This is a genomic window from Variovorax sp. RO1 (assembly GCF_002849325.1).
GTDB lineage: Bacteria > Pseudomonadota > Gammaproteobacteria > Burkholderiales > Burkholderiaceae_C > Variovorax.
Map to the genome: position 1 here is coordinate 297,199 of NZ_PKMT01000003.1, position 18,409 is coordinate 315,607.

The 18,409-nt window shown below is 66.3% G+C and carries 15 protein-coding genes; 10 read left to right on the forward strand and 5 right to left on the reverse strand.

The genetic code is table 11. The annotated features are described in order from the left end of the window. Positions 1–10: 10 nt before the first annotated feature. Entirely contained in the window at positions 11–568 is a 558-nt protein-coding gene (locus tag CY658_RS18325; RefSeq protein ID WP_101491568.1) for a methylated-DNA--[protein]-cysteine S-methyltransferase, read from the reverse strand. 253 nt (positions 569–821) lie between these two features. Here CY658_RS18325 and CY658_RS18330 point away from each other — a divergent pair, with 253 nt between their 5' ends. The 6 genes from CY658_RS18330 to CY658_RS18355 are packed head-to-tail and all read left to right on the forward strand — an operon-like array spanning position 822 to position 8,019. After that, positions 822–1,424: a GspH/FimT family pseudopilin gene (locus CY658_RS18330; protein ID WP_257884914.1), complete on the forward strand. Its 603-nt coding sequence runs from the start codon at positions 822–824 to the stop codon at positions 1,422–1,424. Continuing rightward, a complete protein-coding gene (pilV, locus tag CY658_RS18335) occupies positions 1,421–2,017 on the forward strand; it encodes a type IV pilus modification protein PilV (RefSeq protein WP_101491570.1) in 597 nt (198 codons plus the stop codon). The genes CY658_RS18330 and pilV overlap by 4 nt, the downstream gene beginning before the upstream one ends. Next, complete coding sequence (locus CY658_RS18340) at positions 2,014–3,018, forward strand: PilW family protein (RefSeq protein WP_101491571.1); 1,005 nt, start codon at positions 2,014–2,016, stop codon at positions 3,016–3,018. Before pilV ends, CY658_RS18340 begins: the two co-directional genes overlap by 4 nt. Next, positions 3,015–3,623: a PilX N-terminal domain-containing pilus assembly protein gene (locus CY658_RS18345; protein ID WP_257884915.1), complete on the forward strand. Its 609-nt coding sequence runs from the start codon at positions 3,015–3,017 to the stop codon at positions 3,621–3,623. The genes CY658_RS18340 and CY658_RS18345 overlap by 4 nt, the downstream gene beginning before the upstream one ends. Before the next feature lie 22 nt (positions 3,624–3,645). Beyond that, the gene (locus CY658_RS18350; RefSeq protein WP_101491572.1) at positions 3,646–4,137 is read left to right on the forward strand and encodes a type IV pilin protein; all 492 of its coding nucleotides are present in this window, start codon (positions 3,646–3,648) and stop codon (positions 4,135–4,137) included. A gap of 54 nt (positions 4,138–4,191) precedes the next feature. After that, positions 4,192–8,019: a pilus assembly protein gene (locus CY658_RS18355; protein ID WP_257884916.1), complete on the forward strand. Its 3,828-nt coding sequence runs from the start codon at positions 4,192–4,194 to the stop codon at positions 8,017–8,019. A gap of 28 nt (positions 8,020–8,047) precedes the next feature. On the opposite strand, the gene CY658_RS18360 is transcribed toward CY658_RS18355, so the two are convergent. Then, positions 8,048–11,104, reverse strand: a complete 3,057-nt coding sequence (locus CY658_RS18360; RefSeq protein WP_101491573.1) for an FAD-binding and (Fe-S)-binding domain-containing protein — start codon at positions 11,102–11,104, stop codon at positions 8,048–8,050. A gap of 9 nt (positions 11,105–11,113) precedes the next feature. Further along, a complete protein-coding gene (locus CY658_RS18365) occupies positions 11,114–11,827 on the reverse strand; it encodes a GntR family transcriptional regulator (RefSeq protein WP_101491574.1) in 714 nt (237 codons plus the stop codon). Positions 11,828–11,948: 121 nt separating this feature from the next. On the opposite strand from CY658_RS18365, the gene CY658_RS18370 reads away from it, so the two are divergent. The 3 genes from CY658_RS18370 to CY658_RS18380 all read left to right on the forward strand — a co-directional run bounded on the left by CY658_RS18370 (position 11,949) and on the right by CY658_RS18380 (position 15,371). After that, entirely contained in the window at positions 11,949–13,193 is a 1,245-nt protein-coding gene (locus CY658_RS18370; RefSeq protein ID WP_101491575.1) for a pyridoxal-phosphate-dependent aminotransferase family protein, read from the forward strand. A 140-nt stretch (positions 13,194–13,333) separates the two neighbouring features. Further along, complete coding sequence (locus CY658_RS18375; RefSeq protein ID WP_101491576.1) at positions 13,334–14,311, forward strand: Bug family tripartite tricarboxylate transporter substrate binding protein; 978 nt, start codon at positions 13,334–13,336, stop codon at positions 14,309–14,311. 295 nt (positions 14,312–14,606) lie between these two features. Then, positions 14,607–15,371: a fumarylacetoacetate hydrolase family protein gene (locus CY658_RS18380; protein WP_101491577.1), complete on the forward strand. Its 765-nt coding sequence runs from the start codon at positions 14,607–14,609 to the stop codon at positions 15,369–15,371. Here the strand turns inward: CY658_RS18380 and CY658_RS18385 are convergent. Then, positions 15,320–16,282, reverse strand: a complete 963-nt coding sequence (locus tag CY658_RS18385) for a LysR substrate-binding domain-containing protein (RefSeq protein ID WP_101491578.1) — start codon at positions 16,280–16,282, stop codon at positions 15,320–15,322. The genes CY658_RS18380 and CY658_RS18385 overlap by 52 nt on opposite strands. Positions 16,283–16,372: 90 nt before the next feature. On the opposite strand from CY658_RS18385, the gene CY658_RS18390 reads away from it, so the two are divergent. Further along, positions 16,373–17,569, forward strand: a complete 1,197-nt coding sequence (locus CY658_RS18390) for an MFS transporter (RefSeq protein ID WP_101491579.1) — start codon at positions 16,373–16,375, stop codon at positions 17,567–17,569. Here the strand turns inward: CY658_RS18390 and CY658_RS18395 are convergent. Continuing rightward, positions 17,533–18,393 carry a dienelactone hydrolase family protein gene (locus CY658_RS18395; RefSeq protein ID WP_101491910.1) on the reverse strand — a complete coding sequence of 287 codons (861 nt, stop codon included), beginning with the start codon at positions 18,391–18,393 and terminating at the stop codon, positions 17,533–17,535. The two genes, CY658_RS18390 and CY658_RS18395, sit on opposite strands and share 37 nt — an antisense overlap. Between the last annotated feature and the right edge of the window lie 16 nt (positions 18,394–18,409).

Here is an 18,409-nt window from a genome sequence, read left to right on the forward strand (position 1 = left end):
GCCCGTCGATTCAGAACAGCGAGCGCGTTCCGCTCGGCGTAGCGCCTTCGATGTCCAGCATGCGCAACTTGGTCAACGCACCGCCGCCCGCCGAGAAGCCACCGGGCTTGTTGCCCGCGGCCAGCACGCGATGGCAGGGCACGACCGGCGCGAAGGGGTTGTGCCCCATCGCCTGTCCGACTGCGCGCGAGAGGCCCTTGTCACCCAGCTCTTCGGCCACCTCGCCGTAGGTGCGCGTCTGCCCCGGCGGAATGCGTCGCGCGATCGCATAGACGCGCTGGTGGAATTCGGACACGCCGCGCATGTCGAGTTCGATGTCGCACAAGTCGTCGGTCGCACCTTCGAGCAGCGCCTGCACGCCTGCGATGGCGTGTTGCGCACGCTCCGACGGTGGCGCTTCCTCCAGATCAGGAAAGCGCCGATGCATGCGCGCACGCGTCGCGGCTTCGCCTCGCTCTTCAGGCAGTTGCACACCGACCAGTCCCTGCGGCCCCCAGGCCAGCGCGCAGACGCCGATGGCGGTCGGGAACAAGGCGAAGCCGGATTCGGAAGTGGATGCGGCAATCATCGAAGCATTGTGATTCAAGGTTGAAAAACGAGGCGCGGGCAAGCGCGCGAAGCCCTCTTCCGCAGAAGAGAAAAAGTACCAGCCAAACACCCCGAAATACCAGACTTTCATTCGGCGATTCGAGGCGTTTCCGCTCATCGTTTCGAACGGACCGAACGTCGGCAAGCCGTTGTCGGACATGTGCATCGGCAACTAGTCTCGCGCCCAGAAGTTGTCGGCTGAATTTCCAAAAACAACGGGGAGGCATATGCACATGAGGCGACGCGATTCTTCGCGGCCGGCGAGGCTGCGCGACCAGCGCGGGCTGACGGCCATCGAGCTGATGGTCACGTTGGCGATATTGGCGATTCTCCTGGGCATCGCGGCACCGTCGATGACGCGCTTCATCGTGCAGTGGCGGCTGTCCAACACGGTCAACGCCCTGACTGGCTCCCTGCGCACAGCACGCACCGAAGCCATTGCCCGCGCACGACCCGTTGTCGTCTGCCAATTGCGCGCGGGCACCACGATCGGCTGCGAAACCGGCACGGGCGCCAGGGATTTTGCAGTCGGCTGGATCGTCTTCGCCAACAACGACCGCGACGCCGACTTCGCCTATTCCGAGTCGAACGATGAGTTGCTGTTGCGGCAGGACGCACTGCCCGGTATCGCGAGGATCACGCTGGGCAAGGCCGCAGACTTCGTCTTCTTGCCCAACGGACTAACGAATTCGGGAAGCAACGGCATCACGGTCGATGCTCGCGGCTTCGAGACGCTCGTCACCACCCCGTGGGCGCGCAAGACGCTGTGCATCAGCAAGCCCGGGCGCATTCGCTATGCGGCGGATGGCGTCGATTGTTCGGGCAACGACGAATGAAGCGCCCCGCACAACGCGGCGCCACGCTCATCGAGGTGCTGGTTGCCATCGTCATCCTGGCCATCGGCCTGTTCGGCATGGCCGGGCTCACGTCGGCGGCCCTCAAGTACAACCAGTTCTCGCGCATGCGCGCCACCGGCCTGAGCCTGGTGAACGACTATGCGGAACGTGCCCGCGCCAACCTCGCCGGCTTTGCCGGCTACGCCCATGCCAAGGCCTACAACGCCAGCGCGCGCGAGGCGGCCTCCACGGACCCCACGCCACCGCCAGCCGCCTGTCAGGTCGACACCTCCGTTCCCGACCAGCCGGTCAACACCTGTGGCGCAGCCATTGCCACCTACGACCTGGCGCAGTGGCTCACCAATGTCGAGAACCGGCTGCCGGGCGGCACGGCCTACGTGACCACGGAACTGGTCGATGCGCCCTCCGGCGTGAACGGCCTGCCGGCCACGCGCGTGCTGAACATCTGGCTGATCTGGAGCGCCATCGCCGAAGACACGGGCTTCGGGCAACGCCAGACCTGCCCCATCGACAGCGCCAACATCGCAGTCCCGGCGGAGGTGAACTGCATGTACTTCCGGATCACGCTATGAGTGCCGTCTTCGCTGTTCCCTCGCGCATGCGCAACCCGGCCCGCGGCTTCACGCTCATCGAGCTGATGATCTCGCTGACGATCGGCCTGGTGATCCTGGCAGCCGCCCTGTCGACGTTCTCGACCTCCAGCCGGAGCAGCCAGTTGTCGCAGGCCGAGACGCAGTTGAACGAGGACGGCATCCTTGCGCTCAACCTGATCCAGCAACAGCTCAAGCAGGCCGGCTATTCGCAGCAGCTCATTCCGAGCAACGGTGCCACGGTGATGGGCAACTACGCCGGTCCGGCCGTGCGCGGCTGCACCGGCGGCTTCACCGACGCCGCAGCCGCTTTCGACAAGCTCTCGTGCACGGGCAAAGGCAGCGACACCATCGCCATCCGCTACGAAGCCACCGTCGACAACACCATGCCCACCGCCATCGACGCGACACTGGCAACGAACTGCCTGGGCAACGGCATCAACGCGCTCACGCCATCGCAGGTGAACCCGCCCCCCACGCCGGCACCCGGCACCGCCCCACCCGGCAACTACGCGCTGGCAGACAACCGCTATCTGGTGACCGACGCGGGCACGGCCCCGATGCTGTCGTGTCGCGGGATGGAAAAGCGCGACGCCGTCAACGCCATCGGCACCCCTCAGCCGCTGCTGGCCAACGTCGAGAGCATGCGGATCCTGTATGGCGTCGCCAACCGCCCCAGCAGCGAACTCGCGGCCACCTACGACCCGCAGCGGCACCAGATCGTCAAGTACCTGGATGCCGCGGGTGTCGGTGCCCTGGCCAGCAGCGGTGCGCTTCCCGATCTCTTCGAAGACCGCTGGGGCCGCGTGCTGAGCGTGCGCGTGTGCCTGCAGATGCGCAGCGACCGGCCCGTGCGCGACGTGCCTGCCGGCGGCTTTGCCTACAAGCGATGCGACAACACCGACCACACCGGCACCGATGGCTATCTGCGCAGGACGTTCACCACCACCGTGCTGCTGCGCAACCGAATGATCACGCCATGAGCATGCATTTTTCTCAACGGCCGAACCGCATCGCCGGCGGCACGCACGAACGCGGCGTGGTGCTGGTCGTCACGCTGATCCTGTTGGTGATCCTCTCGCTGGTGGGCACCTTCGCCATCCGCAATGCCACGCAGAGCGAACGCCGCATCAACGGCATCCGCTCGGCCGAAGTCGCCCGCGAGGCGGCCGAGACGGCGCTGCGCTTCTGCGAGCAGGTGGCGATGTTCGACGGCGACGGAAAGGACTACACCGAGTACGCCTCCACCGGCATGCGCGCCCGGATCATTGCAACCACCATCGGCTCCGAGTTCGACAAAGACGCGGCATGGCGCGAAAGCAGCAGCTGGGTCGGCAACGGTGTGATCCTCGTTCCGAAGGACTACCTCAGCAAGAAGCCCACCGGGACCGAGGTCGACGCCGTGCAGATGGAGATTCAACCGCGCTGTCTCGTCCAGAAGATTGCCACGACTTCGACGCCCCAGCTGACCGGCTACCTCATCACCGCGCGGGGCTTCGCCAACAACGCCAGGTTCGAAGACGCCACCGGAAAAGCCACGCAAGGCGCCGAAGCGTGGCTGCAGTCCGTGCTGACGCGCGACAAATGACCTTCTCTTGCCTCTTCATTCCATGAAACACCCACGCTCTGCTTTCTCGCACGCCCGCCGCGGCTTCACGCTGATCGAAGTCATGGTCGTCGTCGCGATCGTCGCCATCCTGGCGGCGATTGCGCTGCCGAACTACCAGGAACACGTGCGCCGCTCCAAGCGCGCCGAGGCCCAGGGCCTCCTGATGGAAGCCGCGCAGTTCATGCAGCGCCATTACTCGGCCAACGACCGCTACACCGCCAGTGCAGGAAAGATCGCCGTCGAGGCCGAGCAAAAGATCGGCGCCGACAGCATGCTGCCCGCCGCGTTGCGCCAGTCGCCCCGATCAGGTGCCGCCGCCAACTACACCTTCTCCGTGGTCGCGCGCGACAACCCGCCCTCCTACACCCTCAAGGCCACGCGCACCGGGAGCATGAGCGGCGACCGGTGCGGCACGCAGACCTTGAACAGCCTGGGAGCCAAGGGCGTCGTAGACCAGGCCACGGGCCTCGGGGCCAAAGATTGCTGGCGGTGAGCCGCGCATGCCCCACCCCATGAAGCACCTCATCCGACCGTCAGGGAAGATCGCATGACCACCACGCGCCACATTTTTGTTCCCGCTTCTGCCACAGCCTCGCGCATGTGGCGGGCGTTCGCCGGCCTCGGGACCGCCTTGGCTGCGGTGCTCTTGCCCGTGGATGGCACGCTCGCCGCGACCACACCGAGCCAGACCCCGCTCTACAACGCCGTGCCGGGCGCCAAGCCCAACCTGATGTTTGTGTTGGACAACTCGGGGTCGATGGACTACGAAGCTCAGGACGCCTATGACGTCAATGACAACTGTCCGCAAAGTGGCAAAAATTGCGGTAGCAAGTACGGTTGGTATGCCATGCGGTCCAGCAACATCAACACGCAGTACTACAACCCGGCCACCACCTATTTGGCCAGAGTGAATTCAATCGGCACGCCCAAGATCAATCCAACTTACTTCGTGGACAACCAGTCGTCGAGGAACAACTGGCCGGATCACGACACGAAAGCAGCTGTCGACTCCGGGAGGTTCACCTACGTCCAATGCAAGAGCGGCGATTGCTCCAGCACCGCCACCAGGTCTGTGACAACCATTAGCATTCCATTCGCTACGACCACCGTCGACCTGCCTGTCGGACACAAGCGAACCGACTGCGGGCCGAACGCCACTCAGTGCACGACCGAGAAGGAGCGCCAGAACATTGCGAACTGGTACGAGTGGTACCGCACCCGCGCCCGCGCAGTCAGTACTGCCCTGGGCCTGGCGATGCAAAGCTACGACAACAAGTTCAGGGTCGGATACGTTCAGTACAACCGAAAGGTCATAGGCGCCGATTTGAAAGTAACGGTAGCGCCTGCTGACTACATCGTCAGTGGTGTCAACTACTTCAAGGACGACGCAACCGCTTCCGACAAGAAATGGAAGACCAAGTTCTACGACTGGATCTATGCCCTTGAGCCCGAGGGGGGCACGCCAAGCCACAATGCTTTGTGGCTTGCAGCCAAGTACTACGCTGGCCAGGAAACCAAGGCCCAAGAGGCGTCCGGGTTGACCAGCCCCTGGAAGAACGACCCCAACGACCTGACGAGCGGCGAGCTGAGCTGTCGACGTGCCTACAGCATCGTGCTGTCCGATGGCGCCTGGAATGCGGGCACCGCGAAAGAAGCCGACAAGCGCTATACCGAAATCCAAGGGGAGAATTTCGACGGCAAACCGTCCGGAAATACCGCCACATTTCGCTATGAACCGAAGGGCGCGCCCGGCCAGGACAGCACGAATGCAGTCACAAAGCTGAACGCGAGAAACATCTACATTCCTTACAGCGACGCAGATACCGTAACCGCCAGCAGCAACGGCTTTGCCGATCTGACCGCTCGCTACTTCTGGCACACCGACTTCGCCAAGACGCTGCCCAACGATATTCCCCCGTTGGGCGGCCAGCACAACCCCACCTTCTGGCAGAACATGACCACGTTCACCATCGGCTGGGGCCTGACGCCGTCCGGAGAGGGCAAGAGCACTGGATTGAATTGGGGCCAGATCGACAAGTACAACAACGACTGGCTCGCCGGCAACCCGGTGACGCCACCGCAGTGGGCAACCGGCAATCTGAATACAGGCACCACGGATGCGGACAACGCCCGGCGCGTCGATGACTTCATCCGTGCAGGCTTCACCGGCGGTGGCCGCGCCTACAGCGTGTACTCGGGCGACGACGTGCGCCGGGCGCTCGACAACGCCTTGAGCAGCATGGTTGGTTCCGGCAACGACGCGGGGGTGGCGGTGTCCGGCAACAGCAATGAATTCCAGACGCTGGAGGGCCAGTACAAGTACACGACCGAGTACCAGACGGCGGACAACAGCGGCGACATCAAGGCCTTCAAGCTGAATGCCAACGGCGGTTATGACGCCCTCGACGCCAGCAAAAAGCCGATGCCGGCCTGGTCTGCCAATGCCCGGATGCCGGCCATCCGCGAGCGAAGGATCTTCGCCTTGTCGAACTACGACCCCAACGCCCTGCCGACTACTGCTGTGCGCACGCCAATCACTTACAGCACAAGACTGGACCGACTGCCAACGGATCTCCAGACCTTGCTGAATGCCGACAAGCAGCAAACCACCGACGAGAAATTTGTCCGTTACCTGCTCGGCGAAGATCCTCAGAAGGACACCGCCGGCACGGTCTACCGGCTGCGCAAGCAGCCCATCGGCGCCTCGGTCAACTCGCCGCCGGTGTTCGTGGGCGGGCGCTTCGACATGGGCTACGCCAAAGGCTCGGTCGACGGCTCTGGCACCTATGACACCTTCAGGATGCGCAAGAGCTCGCTCCCGCCCACCATCTTTGCAGCCACCAACAACGGCAAGGTGCATGTGTTGAACGCCGCGCGGGACGTTGCCACCTCCGGCGTCGAGCTGGCCGCGTTCATGCCCAAGGGCGCCATGGCGTCGCAGATCGATCTGGCCAACCCGAACTTCCGTTTTCGCTACACGCTCGATGGCCCGTTGGTCGAGCAGGACGTGTACGACAAGAACGGCGTGGCGCCGGCCGGCGAAGAGAAGACCTGGCGCCAGCTGGTGCTGGGTACCAGCGGGCGCGCAACCCCATTCCTGTACGGCCTGGAATCGCCTCTGAACGAAGCCGACCGGACGCCCTCCGAGAAGCACTTTCTCTGGGAGGTGAACAACAAGCACACGGACTACCTTCATCTGGCCCATGTAACCAACAACCCTGTCGCGGGCCAGCTGGACGACGGCACCTGGGTCATGCTGACAGGCAGCGGCCACTACGCGGGAACCGGCAAGAAGACGGGCCTGTACGTCGCAGAGGCACTTACCGGAAAACTCAAAAAATTCATTCCACTTCCCACAGGCTTCGGCAACGACGCCACGGGGGGGAACCGCGGCCTGGGAGGCGTGGTCGCGGTGCGAGACACCACCCGCCGCATCGTGGCAGCCTACGCGGGCGACGCCAACGGCAACCTGTGGCGTTTCGATCTACGCAGCACCCAACTCGCGGCGGCTGTTCCCAGGCGGCTGTTCACCACGCCGGGCGGCAAGGCGCAGCCGATCTACGCCGCACCGGCATGGCAGGTGCATCCCGGCGACGGCAGCACCTGCAGCTACAGCGCCACCTCGTCGTGCGGCACCGTCGTCGTGGTCGGCACGGGCATCCTGCTCGACGAGGAAGATCTGGCGATGCCCGCCACGAAGCAGGCGCTCTACGGCATCTGGGACCAGACACCGATCGGTGGCGACGACAAGGCCGATGCCAAGCCCGTCGCCGTCTCGCAGTTGGTGACTCAGGTCATCAACAAGGCAACGATCAAGAGGCCCGAGGTCGGCCTCGAAGCTGGCAAGGACTTCTACCAAGTCAGCACGAATGCCGTCGACTGGAAAAACAACAAAGGATGGCTGCTGACCCTCGGCGAAATCTCTTACAGAGGCGCCATGCTCAACGGCGAGCGCGTGGTCGGCGACCTGGCCAATCTGGGCAGCAGCGTGATCGTCTCGTCCTTCCTGCCGGAGGACAAGGCGCAGGGCATCGAGTCCTGCACGGCCACCGGCAGCCTGCCCAACATCATCTATGTGCTCGACGCCCTCACCGGCAAGAACAAGAACTCCTTCGACGTCGATGGCAACGGCAGCTTCGACGCGTATTCGGTGGTCTCGATCTCCGGCGGTGGCTTCACGCGCGGCAACGTGAACTCGCGAAACATGATCGGCCAGCCCAACGAAGGCCATCCGGACGGCAAGCCCAGGACCAGTTGCACCAACGAAACCGGCTTCCTGACCGGCGTGGGCGGCACGCAGAAAGCCGGCGATGGCTGCCCCGATTCCCGCACCTGGCGCCGCAGCTGGCGCCAGGTGGTCTCTCCACCCTTCTGAGTTCCGAAGAAAGAAAGCCGGGCCAGCCTCAGAGCATCATGTGCCGCGCCAACAGCACCGCCACATGCACTGCCTCACGCTGCGCCCCATCTTCGATCTGGTGCCGGCAGCTCGTGCCGTCGGCCACCACGATCGCATCGGGTCTGGCGCGGATGGCGGGCAGCAGGCTCGTTTCGGCCATCTGCATCGACACCTCGAAGTGGCTCGCCTCGTAGCCGAAGCTGCCGGCCATGCCGCAGCATGAGCTCTCGATCAGCTCGGGCTCGGCGCCGGGAATCAGCTTCAGCACCTCCATGATCGGAGTCACCGCGCCGAAGGCTTTCTGGTGGCAGTGGCCGTGCAGCAGGATAGGCACGGTGGCAGGCTTCAACGCGAGTTCGAAGCGGCCGGCCTTGCGTTCGTGGGCGATGAACTCCTCGAACAGCAGCGCCTGCTTCGCGACGACTTGCGCCTTGTCGCCGAAGCCCATCACCAGCGTTTCGTCGCGCAGCGTGAGCAGGCACGAGGGCTCGAGCCCGACGATGGGAACGCCCGCCTGCGCCAGCGGCAGCAGCGCGTCGATCAGCGCGCCGGCGCGCACCTTGGCCTCGTCCACCATGCCGCTGGCCAGGAAGGTCCGGCCGCAGCAGTGGTGCCTGCCGCCCTTCTCCACCGTGTGCAGCGCATAGCCTGCGGCGTGCAGCACGCGCGCCGCGGCAAAGACGTTCTCGCTTTCGAAGGTGCCGTTGAAGGTGTCGACGAACAGCACGGCGACCTTCTCGCCGCGCGCTGCAGCAGCCAGCACCGAGGCCTGATCGGAAAACAAGCCGGCGGCCACCGTGTCCTTGCCGCGCCAGAAGGTGTCGGTGCGCCATTCAGGCAGCGAGCGCTTGGCTGAAAAGCCCAGCATCTTCTCGCCCAGCCAGGCCGCACCCGGCACGCGGTTGCGCAGGTTCAGCAGCCACGGCATGCGGCTGGCGCGGTGCGCGTAGTCGGGCATGTAGGCGACCAGCTTGTCTTTCAGCGTGTGGCCGTGGCGCTTCTTGTAGTGGTCGAGAAACTCGACCTTCATCTTCGCCATGTCGACACCCGTCGGGCAGTCGCGCTTGCAGCCCTTGCAACCGACGCACAGGTCCATGGTGTCGTGCATGGCCTCGCTGGTGAAGGCGTCGGCGCCGAGCTGGCCTGACAGCGCCAGGCGCAGCGTGTTGGCACGGCCGCGCGTCAGGTGCTGTTCGTCGCGCGTCACGCGGTAGCTCGGGCACATGGTGCCGGCGTCGAACTTTCGGCAGTGGCCGTTGTTGTTGCACATCTCCACGGCCTTGGCGAGGCCGCCGGTGCTGTCGCCGCCGGTGCCGGGTGCGGTGGTCATCTCGGTCACCGGGTCGGCGTTGACATTCCAGGCCGACCAGTCGAGCACCGGCTTCAGCTCGATGCGGCGATAGGGCTTGGGCGCGGTCGGCGGCGCGAAGCGGAACAGCGAACCGTCGTCCATGCGCGGCGGATCGATGATCTTGCCGGGGTTGAACAGGTTGACCGGGTCGAGCTTCTGCTTGATCGCGCGGAAGGCCTCGTTGATGGCCGGCCCGAACTGCCATTCGATCCATTCGCCGCGGCACAGCCCGTCGCCGTGCTCGCCGCTGAACGCGCCCTTGTACTTGCGCACCAGCGCGCTGGCTTCTTCGGCAATGGCGCGCATCTTGGCGCCGCCGTCGGCGCGCATGTCGAGAATCGGCCGCACATGCAGCGTGCCGACCGACGCATGCGCGTACCACGTGCCGCGGCTGCCGTACTTCGCGAACACCTCGGTCAGCCCGTCGGTGTATTCGGCCAGGTGCTCGAGCGGCACGGCGCAGTCTTCGATGAAGCTCACGGGTTTGCCGTCGCCCTTGAGGCTCATCATGATGTTGAGGCCGGCCTTGCGCACTTCCCACAGGTTCTTCTGCCGCGCGTCGTCGGCCATCTCAACCACGCTGCCCGGCAGGCCGAGGTCGCCCATCAGCTCGACCAATTGCTTCAACTGCGGCAGCAGCGCGGCCTTGTCGGCGCCCGAGAACTCGACGAGCAGGATGGCGGCGGGCTTGCCGATCAGCGCGGTTTCCACCGTCGGCTTGAACGCCGGGTTGGCCAGGCTCAGCTCGATCATGGTGCGGTCGACCAGCTCCACCGCCGTCGGTCCGAGCTTCACGATGTGCTGCGCCGCGTCCATGGCCGCATGGAAGGTCGGAAAGTTCACGATGCCCAGCACCTTGGCGCGCGGCAGCGGCGCGAGCTTGAGCTTCAGGCTGCGCGTGTAGGCCAGCGTGCCTTCGGCGCCGATCAGCAGGTGCGCGAGGTTCACGCTGCCGTCGGCGGTGTAGGGCCGCTCGCTCTGGTTGTCGAAGATGTCGAGGTTGTAGCCCGCCACGCGGCGCATCACCTTGGGCCAGTGCTGCGCCATGGCGTCACGGTGCTCCTGCGCCAGCCCGTGCACGAACTGCGCGATGCCGGCCGCGCGCGCGCCGAGCGTGCCCACCGGACCGAACTCGACCAGCTCGCCGCTCGACAGCCACGCGCTCGCACCGAGCACGTTGTGCACCATGTTCCCGTAGGCGATGGAGCGCGAGCCGCAGGAGTTGTTGCCCGCCATGCCGCCCAGCGTGGCCTGTGCGCTGGTCGACACGTCGACCGGGTACCAGAGCCCGTGCGGCTTCAGCTGCGCGTTCAGGTGGTCGAGCACCAGACCCGGTTCGACCGTCGCGGTGCCCTCTTCCACGTTCACGTCCAGCACCTTGCGAAAGTGCTTGCTGTTGTCGATCACCAGCGCCGCGCCCGTGGTCTGGCCGCACTGGCTGGTGCCGCCGCCGCGCGCCAGCACCGGCACCTTCAGGTCGCGGGCGATGTCGATGGCAGTCGCGATGTCGCGCTCGTTCGTCGGCACGAAGGCGCCGACCGGCGTGATCTGGTAGATCGACGCGTCGGTGGCGTAGCGCCCGCGTGAACCGTCGTCGAACAGCACCTCGCCCTGCGTGTCGGTGCGCAGCCGGCGCGCCAGCAGTTCGCAGGTGTCGTTGGGCGGAAGAACGGTTCCGGCTGGCTGCATGTGGCTGGCGGGATCGATGCGCATGGTGGGTGCTTAGCTCGCGTTGTTGCTCGTGGTCTTGCTCTTGGCAGCGGGATAGATCTGGCCTGCGCGCAGCAGCTCCAGCACGGTGTCGCGCTTGCGCAGCACGTGCGCCGTGAGCACCTTGCGCATGGCCTGCGCGTCGCGCGCGGCCAGCGCCTGCACCATCTGCTCGTGCTCCTCGACCGCGTGCTGCCACTTGGTCTCGTCCTGGTTGGTGCGAAAACGCAGCGACTGCACGCGGGCGTTGATCGAGCGGTACGTGTTCGACAGCACCGGGTTCGCCGCAGCGTCGTTGATGGCCGTGTGGATGCGCGCGTTCAGGCGGTAGTAGCCCGACAGGTCGCGCCGCGCGAAGCAGGCCATCATTTCGTAGTGCAGCGCGCGCACCTCGGCCAACTCTTCGTCGGTGATGCGCTTGGCCGCCAGCTCGCCCGACATGCCCTCGAGCATCGCCAGCACCTCGAAGGTGTTGAGCACGTCGGCCTCGGTGAGCTTCACCGCCACCGCGCCGCGGTTGGGCAGCAGGTCGACCAGCCCTTCGGCCGCGAGCAATTTGATGGCCTCGCGCAGCGGCGTGCGCGACACGTTCAGCTGCAGGCACAGCTCGCGTTCGTTGAGCTTGGCGCCGGGCGCAATGCGCCCTTCGACCAGCATGGTGCGCAGGCGCGACGCGACCTGGTCATGCAAGGCCAGCCTGGAGATTTCGATGATTTCAGCGGTCATGTGGTGTTCCCTTGCTTGCATTTTGAATGCAAAAAATAGGCGCTACAACCTTGGTTGATAGGTGTAAACCAGCATACATAAATGCATTTTGAATGCAAAACTAGCTGCAAAAGGAGAGCCCATGCTGCAACTCGACATCCATCCCACCGGCCGTCACTTCCTCCAGATTCCCGGCCCCAGCCCGGTGCCCGACCGCATCCTGCGGGCCATGAGCCTGCCGACCATCGACCACCGCGGTCCCGAGTTCGGCACGCTCGGTTTGAAGGTGCTCGGCGGCATCAAGGAGATCTTCAAGACGAAGCACCCGGTCGCGATCTATCCCGCATCGGGCACCGGCGCGTGGGAGGCTGCACTCGCCAACACGCTCAGCCCCGGCGACCACGTGCTCATGTACGAGACCGGCCACTTCGCGTCGCTCTGGCAGAAGATGGCCACGCGCCTGGGCCTGTCGACCGAATTCCTGGCCTACACCGGCAGCGACGCCCATCTGCCGAATGCGCCCGGCTGGCGGCGCGGCGTGCAGGCCGAGCTCATCGAGGCGCGCCTGCGCAAAGACACCGAGAAGAAGATCAAGGCCGTGTGCGTGGTGCACAACGAAACCTCCACCGGCGCCACCTCCGACATCGCTTCGGTGCGCAAGGCCATCGATGCAGCGGGCCACCCCGCCCTGCTGCTGGTCGACAGCATCTCGGGCCTGGCCAGCGCCGACTACCGCCATGACGAATGGGGTGTCGACGTCTGCGTGAGCGGCTCGCAAAAGGGTCTGATGCTGCCGCCCGGCATCAGCTTCAACGCGCTCTCGCCGCGCGCCCTCGAAACCGCCAAGCACGCCAAGCTGCCCAAGGCCTTCTGGGCCTGGGACGAGATCGTCGAGATGAACAAAGACGGCTACTGGCCCTACACGCCCAATACCAACCTGCTGTACGGCCTGTCGGAATCGCTCGACATGATCCTCGGCGAAGGCCTGGACAACGTGTTCGCGCGCCACCAGCGCTGGGCCGCCGGCGTGCGCGCCGCGGTCAACACCTGGGGCCTGCCGATCCAGTGCGCCGACCCGTCCGTGTACTCGCCCGTGCTCACCGGCGTGATCACGCCCGAAGGCACCGATGCCGACGCCGTGCGCCGCCTGATCCACCAGCGCTTCGACCTGTCATTGGGCACGGGCCTGGGCAAGCTCAAGGGCCGCATGTTCCGCATGGGCCACCTGGGCGACAGCAACGACCTGACGCTCGTGGCCATGGTCGCGGGTGTCGAGATGGGCATGAAGCTCAGCGGCATCAAGCTGGCGGGCAGCGGCGTGCAGGCGGCAATGGACTATTTCGCGAGCCACCAGGCCGCACCGGTCGGCCTGCAAAAAGCAGCCTGAGCCCGGCGCACGGCGCACGTCAACCCACACGGGCCGCAGCGCATCGCTCGAACGATGCGGCGGCCCACCACCACCCTGCCGGGCCTGCGCAAGCGGCTCCCGGCACGCATCGGATTCCCCAACCGACGGAGACAAAGAAGATGCAAAGACGTTCCCTGATCCAGGCCGCCGCCGGTGCGGCCGCCACGCTGGGCGTACCCCGGCTGTTCGCGCAAGAGTGGCCCACCGGCCCCGTGCGCATCGTGGTGGGCTTTCCACCGGGCGGCGGCACCGACGCGCTGGCACGCGTGGTCGCGCAGAAGCTCACGATCATGTGGGGCCAGCAGGTCATCGTCGAGAACAAGGGCGGTGTCGCCGGCGTGCTCGCGGCCGACTACGTGGCGCAGCAGCCCAGCGACGGCAGCACCCTGCTCATGGCCCACATCAACAGCCACGCGCTCGCGCCCAGCCTGCAGCCCAAGCTGCGCTACAACGTGGAGCGCGACTTCGTGCCGATCGTGCTCGTGGGCGTCACGCCCAACCTGCTGATCGCCAATCCGGCGCAGAAGGCCCTCAGCGTGAAAGACATCGTCGCTGCCTGCAAGGCCGCGCCCGGCACCGTGAGCTTCGGCTCGGCCGGTGCGGGCTCGGCGCAGCACCTGGCGCTGGAGATGTTCAAACTGCAGGGCGGCGTCGATGCGCTGCACGTGCCGTACAAAGGCAGCGGCCCGCTGCTCGCCGACCTGATGGGCGGGCAAATTCAGTACAGCTTCGAGACCATGACCGCCGCCACGCCGCACGTGAAAAACGGCCGTGTGCTCGCGGTGGCACAGACGCGCACCAAGCGCGCCAAGGGCCATCCGAACGTGCCGACGATGCAGGAGCAAGGCTTCGCAGGCTTCGAGGCCACCACCTGGTATGGCCTCGTCGGCCCCGGCAAGCTGTCGCCCGCCATCGCGCAGAAAGTGAACCGCGACGTCAACACCGTGCTCGCGATGCCCGACGTGCAGGAACGGCTCGACACCTACGGCGCTGAAGACGGCGGCGGTTCGCAGGACAAGTTCAAGCAGTTCATCAACACCGAGATCGCCAAGTGGGCGAAGGTGGTGAAGGACGGCAAGGTGCAGGTCGAGACTTGAGGGCTGTCGTTCGGGGCGACGCTCCCGCCGACGGGGAGCCTTGCTCCGCGAATGTCCCCCGCCCTTCGGGCTCCTCCTTGATTTCGCTGCGCAAGGCACCCCATCGACGTGAGCGTGTTCAGTGCAGTCGTTGATCGACCGCACACCAGCGCGGCTTCTCGTGCTCAGGACACTGGGTGCTTCCCGCAGCGAAATCAAGGAGGAGCGAAGCGGGGGACATTCGCGGAGGGAAGTACCCGGTGGCCTGGGCACGCGCCCTGAACAAACACCCAAAGAACCTGAGAAGATTCCAAGCATGACGCCCGACCAAAAAGCCCTCACCGAAGCCCTCATCGCCGCACGCCAGGCCAACCGCACGCTCGACGCCACACCCTGGACCGACGCCCTGCCAGACGCCACGCAGGCCTACGAAGTGCAGGACGCCGTAGCCGCAGCCCTCGGCTGGTTCGACGGCGTCCCGAAGACTTGGAAGTCCGGCGGCGGCTCCCGCAGCGCCACGCTCACGCATGCCCCGCTGCCCCCGTCCGGCGTGCGCCAGAGTCCCGCCAACTTCAGCGACCTCACGCTCCACACCCCCGGCATCGAAGCCGAGATTGCATTGCGACTCGGCCAGGACGTCACGCCCGCGCAAGCCGCCGCACTCGACCACGACAACTCAGCAGCGCTCATCGACGCCATGGCCGTCTCCGTCGAAGTCGTCGACGCACGTTGGCAAGACCTGGCTGCTACGCCCGCCCTGCTGCGGCTGGCTGACTCGCAAGTCCACGGCGCACTCGTGCTCGGCGACTGGCAACCGTACGCCGCCGTCGACTGGGCCTCGCAACGCTGCGAAACGAAAATCGGCGACGCAGAAACCGTCGTGCGCGAAGGCACGCATCCGCTGGCCGATCCCGCGTGGCTGCTGCCGATCTGGCTGCGCCACCTCACGCGCCACGGCCAGACTGTCCCCGCTGGCACAGTCGTCACCACCGGCTCGTGGGTCGGCGTTCTGCCCTGCCGCCGCGGCGATCAGGTGAGGGCAGAGTTCCCCGGCATCGGCGCCGTGCGCTTGAGCGTGTAACGCCCACCGCCCACGCCCGAGCACGCCACCAGAAAGTCGAGCACTGCCCGCACCCGCGCGGGCAGCGTGCCGGCCTTGCCGATGTACACCGCGTGGATCGGCTCGATCTCGCCCGGGTTGAACTCTTCGAGCAGCGGCACCAGCCGGCCGGCATCGATGTCGTGCTGGATGTGATACAGCGACAAGCGCGCCACGCCCGCCCCCGCAATCGCCAGCTGCCGCAGCGTCTCGCCATCGCCCGCGCGCACCGGCCCCGCCACCGGCAGCATGACCATGCGGCCATCGACACGCAACGGCCAGTCAGGCGTGTTGCGCCGGTAACTCCAGCCCAGCCGGTTGTGCGCCTCCAGCTCCTGCGGCGTGCGTGGCGTGCCGTACGTCGCCAGGTAGTCCGGCGCAGCCACGATCGACTGGCTGGTTTCGCCCAGGCGCCGCGCCACCAGATCGGACGACGGCAACTGGCCCCAGCGGATCGCGATGTCGGCGCGCTCGTCCATCAGATCGACGATGCGGTCGGTCAGCGCAATGTCGAGCGTGATCTGCGGATGCATCTCGAGCAGACGCGGCACCAGCGGCACCAGCTTGTGATGCCCGAAGGACACGCTCGCATTGATGCTCACGCGCCCGCGCGGCGCCGCACCGGCCGCGGCGCAACGCTCGGCCTCGTCCATGTCGGCCAGCACGCGCGTGCTGCGCTCGTAGAAATGCAGCCCCTCGGGCGTGAGCTGCAGCTTGCGCGTGGAACGGTGCACGAGCTGGATGCCCAGGCGCAGCTCGAGCCGCGCCACCAGCTTGCTGATGGCCGAAGGCGTCATGTCCAGCAGCCGCGCCGCCGCCGAGAAACCGCCCGCCTCCACCACCTGCACAAAGGCCTCCATTTCGCCGGAGCGGTTGACATCGATGCGCGGCATAGGCTTCCTTTACTGTGACTTCAATTCACAAGTGCATGTACTGGCGGCATTCTAGTCATCGAAGAAGATTGTCCGCACAGTAGAGGCATCATGCCCATCGCTCTTCTTGCCCTCACCGCCGGTGCCTTCGGAATAGGCACCACCGAATTCGTCATCATGGGCCTGCTCATGCAGGTATCGACGGATCTTCAGGTTTCCATCACGGCCGCCGGCCTGCTGATCTCGGGCTACGCGCTCGGGGTCGCGGTCGGCGCGCCCGTGCTCACCATCGCCACCCGCAAACTGCCGCGCAAGACCGTACTGCTCGCGCTCATGGCGATCTTCACGCTCGGCAACCTCGCCTGTGCGCTCGCGCCCAACTACGAAATGCTGATGGCCGCACGCGTCATCACCTCGCTGGCGCACGGCACCTTCTTCGGCGTCGGCTCGGTGGTCGCGACCGGCCTCGTGGCACCCGAGCGCCGCGCCTCGGCCATTGCGATCATGTTCACCGGCCTCACCGCCGCCACGCTGCTCGGCGTGCCCGCCGGCGCCTGGCTGGGCCTGCAGTTCGGCTGGCGTTCGGCCTTCTGGGCCGTGACGGTGATCGGCGTGCTGGCCCTCGTCGTGCTCGCCGTGTTCGTGCCCCGCGTGAAGGGCGAGGCCAAGCCCGCGCCGCTGCGTGAAGAGCTCGCCGTGCTGGCGCGCCCGCAGGTGCTGCTCGGCCTGGCGATGACGGTGCTCGGCTTTGCCGGCGTGTTCGTGGTCTTCACCTACATCCAGCCGCTGCTCACGCAGCTCACCGGCCTGTCGGAGTCGGCCGTGTCGCCGATCCTGCTGGTGTTCGGCGGTGGCCTCGCCGTCGGCAACATCCTCGGCGGCAAGCTGGCCGACCGCGCACCGATGGCCGCGGTGCTCGGCACGCTGGTGGCGCTGGCCGTGGTGCTCGGTGCGATGCAGTTCACCATCGGCACGCCCTTCACCGCCGTGGTGTTCGTCGGCCTGCTCGGCGTGGCCTCGTTCGCGACCGTGGCGCCGATGCAGTTGCGCGTGCTGGAGAAGGCTTCGGGCGCGGGCCAGAACCTCGCCTCGAGCCTCAACATCGCGGCCTTCAACCTCGGCAACGCACTCGGCGCCTGGGTCGGCGGCGTGACGATCGACCACGGCCCGGGGCTGCACGCCCTCGGCTGGGTGGCTGCACTGCTCACGCTCGTGGGCCTGGCGATTGCACTCTGGAGCCGCGCGCTCGACCGTCGTGCGCAAAAGACCGGTCAGTTGCCGGCCGACGGCGCCTCCGCACGGGCCTGACCCGACACACCCGACAACCGGCGCGCGAAGAACGAAAGGATCTCGTCGCGCGCCGCGATCGTCGGCTGGCCGGCTTCGTCGATCAGGTGCGCCGTCACCACGCTGTGCGGGCTTGCCACCACCTGGGAGAAGAACGACGGCAGGTCGCGCGTGTTGGCCGCGCTGTCGGGCAGCACGCGGGCCACGAAGCGGTCGCCCAATGCGTCTGCATACGCCGCGAAACGCTGGGCCCGGCAGAAGCGGTCACCCTCGAAGCGGTAGGCCATCACGGTCAGGTCTTCACGCTCCAGACGTTGGCGCACCTGGGCGATCTCTTCCTGAGAAATCTCGATGCCGCCGGGGTTGTCCATCGGCAGCGACGGCTGCGACAGCACGGGCGCCAGCACCGCGGGCTCCAACATCATCGTGAGCGCGAAGTTGCCGGTGAAGCACATGCCGATCGCGCCCACGCCCGGCCCGCCGCACTCCGCATGCGCCAACCGCGCCAGCGCGCGCAGCCATTGCGTCACCGGGCTCGAGGCGTTGCCCGCGAAGGCGCGGAACTCGGCGCTCACGCAGGCACGCTGGAACACGGCCTTGCCCTCCTCCGCGTCCGGCACGGCGCCGTCGCGGCCGAACATCGACGGCATGTAGACCGTGAAGCCGGCGTCGCGCACCCAGCGGGCGAAGCGCGCCACGTGCGGGCTGATGCCGGGCATCTCGGTCATCACGATCACCGCCGGGCCGGTGCCGGCCACGTAGACGGCCTTGGTGGCGCCGTCGAGCGTGATCTCGCGGCGCGTGAAGTCGCCGAGCGGATCGGTCCTGTCCATGGGCTGCGTCATGGTCGAAATCCAGAAG

What these genes read in the sequence shown, in the direction of transcription:
- CY658_RS18325 (WP_101491568.1), bottom strand. Translation starts at nt 568, where the DNA reads ATGATTGCCGCATCCACTTCCGAATCCGGCTTCGCCTTGTTCCCGACC.
- CY658_RS18330 (WP_257884914.1), top strand. Translation starts at nt 822, where the DNA reads ATGAGGCGACGCGATTCTTCGCGGCCGGCGAGGCTGCGCGACCAGCGC.
- pilV (WP_101491570.1), top strand. Translation starts at nt 1,421, where the DNA reads ATGAAGCGCCCCGCACAACGCGGCGCCACGCTCATCGAGGTGCTGGTT.
- CY658_RS18340 (WP_101491571.1), top strand. Translation starts at nt 2,014, where the DNA reads ATGAGTGCCGTCTTCGCTGTTCCCTCGCGCATGCGCAACCCGGCCCGC.
- CY658_RS18345 (WP_257884915.1), top strand. Translation starts at nt 3,015, where the DNA reads ATGAGCATGCATTTTTCTCAACGGCCGAACCGCATCGCCGGCGGCACG.
- CY658_RS18350 (WP_101491572.1), top strand. Translation starts at nt 3,646, where the DNA reads ATGAAACACCCACGCTCTGCTTTCTCGCACGCCCGCCGCGGCTTCACG.
- CY658_RS18355 (WP_257884916.1), top strand. Translation starts at nt 4,192, where the DNA reads ATGACCACCACGCGCCACATTTTTGTTCCCGCTTCTGCCACAGCCTCG.
- CY658_RS18360 (WP_101491573.1), bottom strand. Translation starts at nt 11,104, where the DNA reads ATGCGCATCGATCCCGCCAGCCACATGCAGCCAGCCGGAACCGTTCTT.
- CY658_RS18365 (WP_101491574.1), bottom strand. Translation starts at nt 11,827, where the DNA reads ATGACCGCTGAAATCATCGAAATCTCCAGGCTGGCCTTGCATGACCAG.
- CY658_RS18370 (WP_101491575.1), top strand. Translation starts at nt 11,949, where the DNA reads ATGCTGCAACTCGACATCCATCCCACCGGCCGTCACTTCCTCCAGATT.
- CY658_RS18375 (WP_101491576.1), top strand. Translation starts at nt 13,334, where the DNA reads ATGCAAAGACGTTCCCTGATCCAGGCCGCCGCCGGTGCGGCCGCCACG.
- CY658_RS18380 (WP_101491577.1), top strand. Translation starts at nt 14,607, where the DNA reads ATGACGCCCGACCAAAAAGCCCTCACCGAAGCCCTCATCGCCGCACGC.
- CY658_RS18385 (WP_101491578.1), bottom strand. Translation starts at nt 16,282, where the DNA reads ATGCCGCGCATCGATGTCAACCGCTCCGGCGAAATGGAGGCCTTTGTG.
- CY658_RS18390 (WP_101491579.1), top strand. Translation starts at nt 16,373, where the DNA reads ATGCCCATCGCTCTTCTTGCCCTCACCGCCGGTGCCTTCGGAATAGGC.
- CY658_RS18395 (WP_101491910.1), bottom strand. Translation starts at nt 18,393, where the DNA reads ATGACGCAGCCCATGGACAGGACCGATCCGCTCGGCGACTTCACGCGC.